At 40.4% G+C, this 5,057-nt stretch carries 4 protein-coding genes; 1 reads left to right on the forward strand and 3 read right to left on the reverse strand.

Features of this window, described 5'->3' with window-relative positions:
- Positions 1-741 precede the first annotated feature (741 nt).
- Positions 742-1,599, reverse strand: a complete 858-nt coding sequence (locus V7K38_RS10875; RefSeq protein ID WP_334857694.1) for an acyl-CoA desaturase — start codon at positions 1,597-1,599, stop codon at positions 742-744.
- 172 nt (positions 1,600-1,771) lie between these two features.
- On the opposite strand from V7K38_RS10875, the gene V7K38_RS10880 reads away from it, so the two are divergent.
- The gene (locus V7K38_RS10880; RefSeq protein ID WP_334857695.1) at positions 1,772-3,004 is read left to right on the forward strand and encodes a TetR/AcrR family transcriptional regulator; all 1,233 of its coding nucleotides are present in this window, start codon (positions 1,772-1,774) and stop codon (positions 3,002-3,004) included.
- A gap of 217 nt (positions 3,005-3,221) precedes the next feature.
- Here V7K38_RS10880 and V7K38_RS10890 read toward each other — a convergent pair whose 3' ends face one another.
- Both V7K38_RS10890 and V7K38_RS10895 read right to left on the reverse strand, forming a co-directional pair.
- Positions 3,222-3,653 carry a hypothetical protein gene (locus V7K38_RS10890; RefSeq protein ID WP_334857696.1) on the reverse strand — a complete coding sequence of 144 codons (432 nt, stop codon included), beginning with the start codon at positions 3,651-3,653 and terminating at the stop codon, positions 3,222-3,224.
- Positions 3,654-4,513: 860 nt separating this feature from the next.
- On the reverse strand, positions 4,514-5,057 hold a 544-nt coding region (locus tag V7K38_RS10895; protein ID WP_334857697.1), incomplete at its 5' end, for a CVNH domain-containing protein.

Genomic DNA, 5,057 nt, shown 5'->3' on the forward strand with positions numbered 1-5,057 from the left:
TGGGAAGCGTTATTCGGCTAAAGTCTTCTTCCCATCCTTTTGCTTGGTCTTTGATACCTGAATAACCGCCTACCCCGAATTATTGAGGGGATACATCATCTGGATATAAATTTTTTAAAAATGGGGGCTATTTTAGCTAAAGTTCTATAATTAATAATTATGTTAAGTTCCAGATGGTATACTACATGACTCTTTTAATCCAAGACTAAATTAAAATAACAAACCTACTAGTACCAGCCTGATAACTGCATTAAACCAAGTTAGGCTTTATTTTCAAAGACATAGTAGCAACCATCGACAAGAGATAATGGACTGGATTGGAAATACTAATGATTGAGTAGAAGGCTAATAAAAAATACGCCAACAAAAATATGCTTTTGGTATAAAATTAATATCCTAAAAGTCCTACTGAAGTGATTAGAATGACAGTATTAGTTACTCCGGTAGAAGTAAACCAAGCTAATCGAGGATATCGACTCAAAAAGAGTGCATTGTCTATGTAGTGTATCCAAGTATAAATGAGGTTGAGTATGATGACAGCTAGCAGAATCGTCTGGTGAAACTTAGTACAGCTTTGCGTAAAATCATGGCGAATTGAGGGTTGAAATTTAAACGCAAAGGTACGCAAAAAATTGGCTACAAATTAATGAAATACTGTACTTATAAAAATGCGTAATAGCTTATTAAGCCGACTGTGGGAAGCAATCAGCTTAATAAATGCGTGATAATTTTAGTTGCAATTTAGCCGTGAGTTGCACCTTGAGGGGGATGTGAGACAACTTTTTTGGCCAAACCCAAAGTCTGCAAAAGTAGGATGCTCCACCAAGTAACATCAATCTCCCACCAAGACAAACCAGATTTCGCCATGTGGGGATAAGTATGATGGTTGTTGTGCCATCCTTCTCCATAAGTTAGCAGAGATACCCACCAGAGATTACGAGCGCCATCATTAGCATCAAAGGTGCGATAACCCCATAGGTGTGATGCAGAGTTCACAAACCAGGTTGAATGCCAAAGGAAGACACATCTGAGAAATACTCCATAGAACACAAAAGACCATCCTCCCAATGCATATAGCAGTAGCCCGAAGGGTATTTGCAACAGCAAAAAGTATCGATCCAGCCAGCAATAAAAGGGTTGTCTTGCTAAATCAGGGGCATATTTTTTATAGGTGTCATAGTCAAAAAATTCTGGGCGTGGGTAAAAAATCCACAATATATGGCTCCACCAAAAACCTTTTTGGGCAGAGTAGGGATCTAAGTTGATGTCTTCAGTGTGAGCGTGATGCTGGCGGTGGCCACCTACCCAAAAAATTGGCCCGCCTTGCAAAGCCATCGCTCCGATGAGAGCGATCGCATACTCTAACCACTTGGGAACTTGGAAACTCTTATGGCTCAACAGTCTATGATATCCCAGGCAAATACCAATGCTCCCGAATAACCAGTGGAGAAACATTAGCAAACCTAATGCTGGCCAGGAGAAAAACCAAGGAGCCAAAAGTGCTAAGGCATGAAACGTAGTAAAAAATATTACGTTTGTCCAACTGAGTCGAGGTGAGTTGCCTCTCTCAGGGGCGATCGCCCCAAAATTTGCGGTCATAAAAATTCCTGTTGATGGATGATGAAGCGATTTGCTTTTTCTCGGAGCCATCCCACAAGGGATTTACTCGCACTGCATACCAGTTTGTTACAGTAGAGTAAAGCAAGTATCACTTACATTTGTTATGCTAGCAGAACTCTGATATCCCTGCAAGTGCCACTTGCATTTTTCTATGTCGTCTCACCTTATTTCTACTCGTCAACGCCTGATTCAAGCTGCACTTGAGTTGTTTTCTGCTCAGGGAGTTAGCGCTACCACAACCCGCCAAATTGCTGAAAAAGCCGAAGTCAATGAAGTGACTCTATTTCGGAATTTTGGCAATAAACATGGACTGCTTTTAGCTGTGCTGGAAGAGTCCGCAGCCTTTAAGGATTTGGGTGAATCATTGGTGCGACGGGCAACACCTCCCGGCAATGTCTACCAAGCTCTGAAAGATTATGCAAGTGATAGCTTGCACGCATTAGAACGAGTGCCAGAGTTCGTCCGCTCTGTGGTAGGCGAAGCCGACCAATTTCCGGCAGAAAACCGCCGCGCCCTCGGCAGGGGAGTAACAGAGGCAAATCGTTATGTAGCTCAGTATTTAGCTACTGTAATCCAGCAAGGACATTTAAAGACCTACTTACCGGCAGAGAAATTAGCTAGTTTGCTAAATGGGATGATTTTGGGATATGCCGTAATTGAGTTTACTAGCGAATTTCATGAACTTTGGGAGGATCGGGATGATTTTCTGGAAAATTTGGTGGAGTTGTTTTTACATGGAGCCATGTCATCCTCAGCAGAATCAGCAACCAACTGTTTCCAAGGGGGGTTTATTAGTACCACAGAAGTAGCTGATTTACCAGCTAGTTTAGTTAATGAAATTCTCCAACAAGCAAGGAAATCGGGAACGCGAGATTATGCTTTGGCTTATGTGTTATTTGGGGCTGGATTATCCGCTACAGAAGTAATTTGCTTGGAGCGATCACAGCAAATTAACGATACTCAAGGGCATTTTTTACAAATTACAATCCCTGGATTTGTCCGTCAAGTACCTGTGAATCAGTGGATTTTGGGCAAACGCTACGGTTCTTTTACTAATAACCCCTTAATCAAATGGCTGAAAAGTCGTAAAGATGCGCAAACAGCCATGTTTTTGAATGAAACAGGCACACCCATGTCAGAATCAGAGCTTGAGGCACGTTGGCAAGTATGGAGTGAAAGATTGTTAACTCCCCAAGGGCAAGCGCCAGCGATCGCTCAGGCACAACAAACCTGGCGCGTAGAAATGTTAATGCGGGGAATCAGCTTAGAAAACCTGATTATCTTAACAGGTTGCGATCGCGCCCAATTACAACCCTATGTCCGCCGAGCCAAAGAAAAAGCCGCCTTAGAGCAAGCCACACGTTTGGATCATAAGCCAGGATAGGGAGTGGCGAGATAAATCAGGTGGCGTTCTCCGACGGAGAGCCAGTGACCAAACAGAGGTATCAACAATAACACTCATGTCTGCTGACGTTGCTGCTTGTAGTCATAGCCTTTGTCATAATTGATAGTGCCAAAGAGGTCTAATACTTTGAGCTACTTGCGACGTTGAATATACGGCATGGGGCATGGGTTATTCACTTTAGACAAATGACAAATGACTAATGACTAAAAGGTAAAACAACAGAGGTTTCTTTACCGTTGTTGTTTGCACCATTCAAGATTGTAGCTGTACTCTCAGATGGGGATTGGGTGTTGCTCGAACGGCGTGATAATTTCTTGCGTGGTTTGCCTCCCGCCTGGATATATTGCAAACTGTCTTTGCCATAATGGGTTGCCACACTCATTAACATCTTTTCAGAGTAGCCGCGCAATTCTTCTTCAATTAGAGAGAGGCGACCTGCCATTTCATCTATGCTAGAGAGTAAAGTGTTGTAGGTAGATAGCTGGGTTTGCAAGGTTTGGATGCGGCTGTCGTAGTCTGTCAAACTTAATCCGTTGCCAAATTCTAGCGTAGAGCTAATTGATCGCATTCCTGCAATTCGACGGAGAGCTTTTTCGAGAGTGGGTGAACTGCGTTTTAGTCGTGCCATGAAATGCGCTCCTGAAGGAGGTTATAGGGTTACTGCATATACTCTAGCCAATGCAACCATAAACTTCTCTGAGAAATAATTCGGAAAAATTAAAGCAAATTGACATCGACTTGATTATTTTTAGTGAATTATACTGAAATTTCTATTTTATTTGTTAAAAAAGCTACTTAGTATTAGCAATAAATACCTTGAAGTCGTGTTGGAGTACTTCAAAGTCATATCGAGGTACTTGAAAATCGTGTTGGAGTACTTCAAAGTCATGTTAAGGTACTTGAAAATCGTGTTGGAGTACTTTAAAGTCATATTAAGGTACTTGAAAGTCGTGTTGGAGTACTTCAAAGTCATGTCAAGGTACTTTGAAATCGTGTTGGAGTACTTGAAACTTGTGTTGAAGTGCTTCAAAGTCATGTTGAGGTACTTTGAAATCGTGTCGGAGTATTAGAGGATGGTTTTCTTCGGCTCAACCCAACTTATGACAAAGGCGATCGCGCTGAAAAATATCATAAATATAATTCAACGTTACTAATTAATCCAGTCAGAACTCAAATACCAAGTTATGACCCTAAGTTGGTAAAATACGCTTATGTGGTGACACCGCTCACAAGCACGAGTAATGAATACTTTCAGCCATCCATTCTACTTAATAGCCCAAATGTGTAGCGCAATGACTATATATTGATGTGACGAAAGAAGCTTTCATCTACTCAGCCAGCTTACGTACTTTACTTCATAGATTGGCATGAATTTTACTTTTCAGACATCCTCTAACATTGATTTTTTATGGGTTCTGGGTATGAGGCAAGAAACCATTCAATAATCCAAAGTTGGTAAAAGTCAAAATTAAGAGCGCAACGCCTACCCTACTTCACGCACAGTTTTGTAGCCTCATCAGGAGAGCGACTTCTTAGCTTAGATATCCAGCTACTACAATTGTAAGAATTATTAAACGTCAATACGCCATTAATATTTTCAATTCCGGGAATGCGAATAGATGTATTGTTGTAGCTGCCATCTATTTTTATACAAGTTGCTGATAATAAATCTCCATTTTCAACTTTAATGTTAGAACAACTTTTTTGATAGCTACTAGAACTGTAAGAATTATTAAACGTCAATACGCCATTAATATTTTCAATTCCGGGAATGCGAATAGATGTATTGTTGTAGCTGCCATCTATTTTTATACAAGTTGCTGATAATAAATCTCCATTTTCAACTTTAATGTTAGAACAACTTTTTTGATAGCTACTAGAACTGTAAGAATTATTAAACGTCAATACGCCATTAATATTTTCAATTCCGGGAATGTGAATAGATGTATTGTTGTAGCTGCCATCTATTTTTATACAAGTTGCTGATAATAAATCTCCATTTTCAACTTTAATGTTAGAACAACTTTTTTGA

Origin of the sequence: Nostoc sp., from assembly GCF_036917465.1 — a bacterium.
In the GTDB taxonomy this organism is placed as follows: domain Bacteria; phylum Cyanobacteriota; class Cyanobacteriia; order Cyanobacteriales; family Nostocaceae; genus Nostoc.

Excerpts from the sequence above, each read along its gene's own strand:
- V7K38_RS10880 (WP_334857695.1), top strand. The coding sequence starts at position 1,772 with ATGTCGTCTCACCTTATTTCTACTCGTCAACGCCTGATTCAAGCTGCA.
- V7K38_RS10875 (WP_334857694.1), bottom strand. The coding sequence starts at position 1,599 with ATGACCGCAAATTTTGGGGCGATCGCCCCTGAGAGAGGCAACTCACCT.
- V7K38_RS10890 (WP_334857696.1), bottom strand. The coding sequence starts at position 3,653 with ATGGCACGACTAAAACGCAGTTCACCCACTCTCGAAAAAGCTCTCCGT.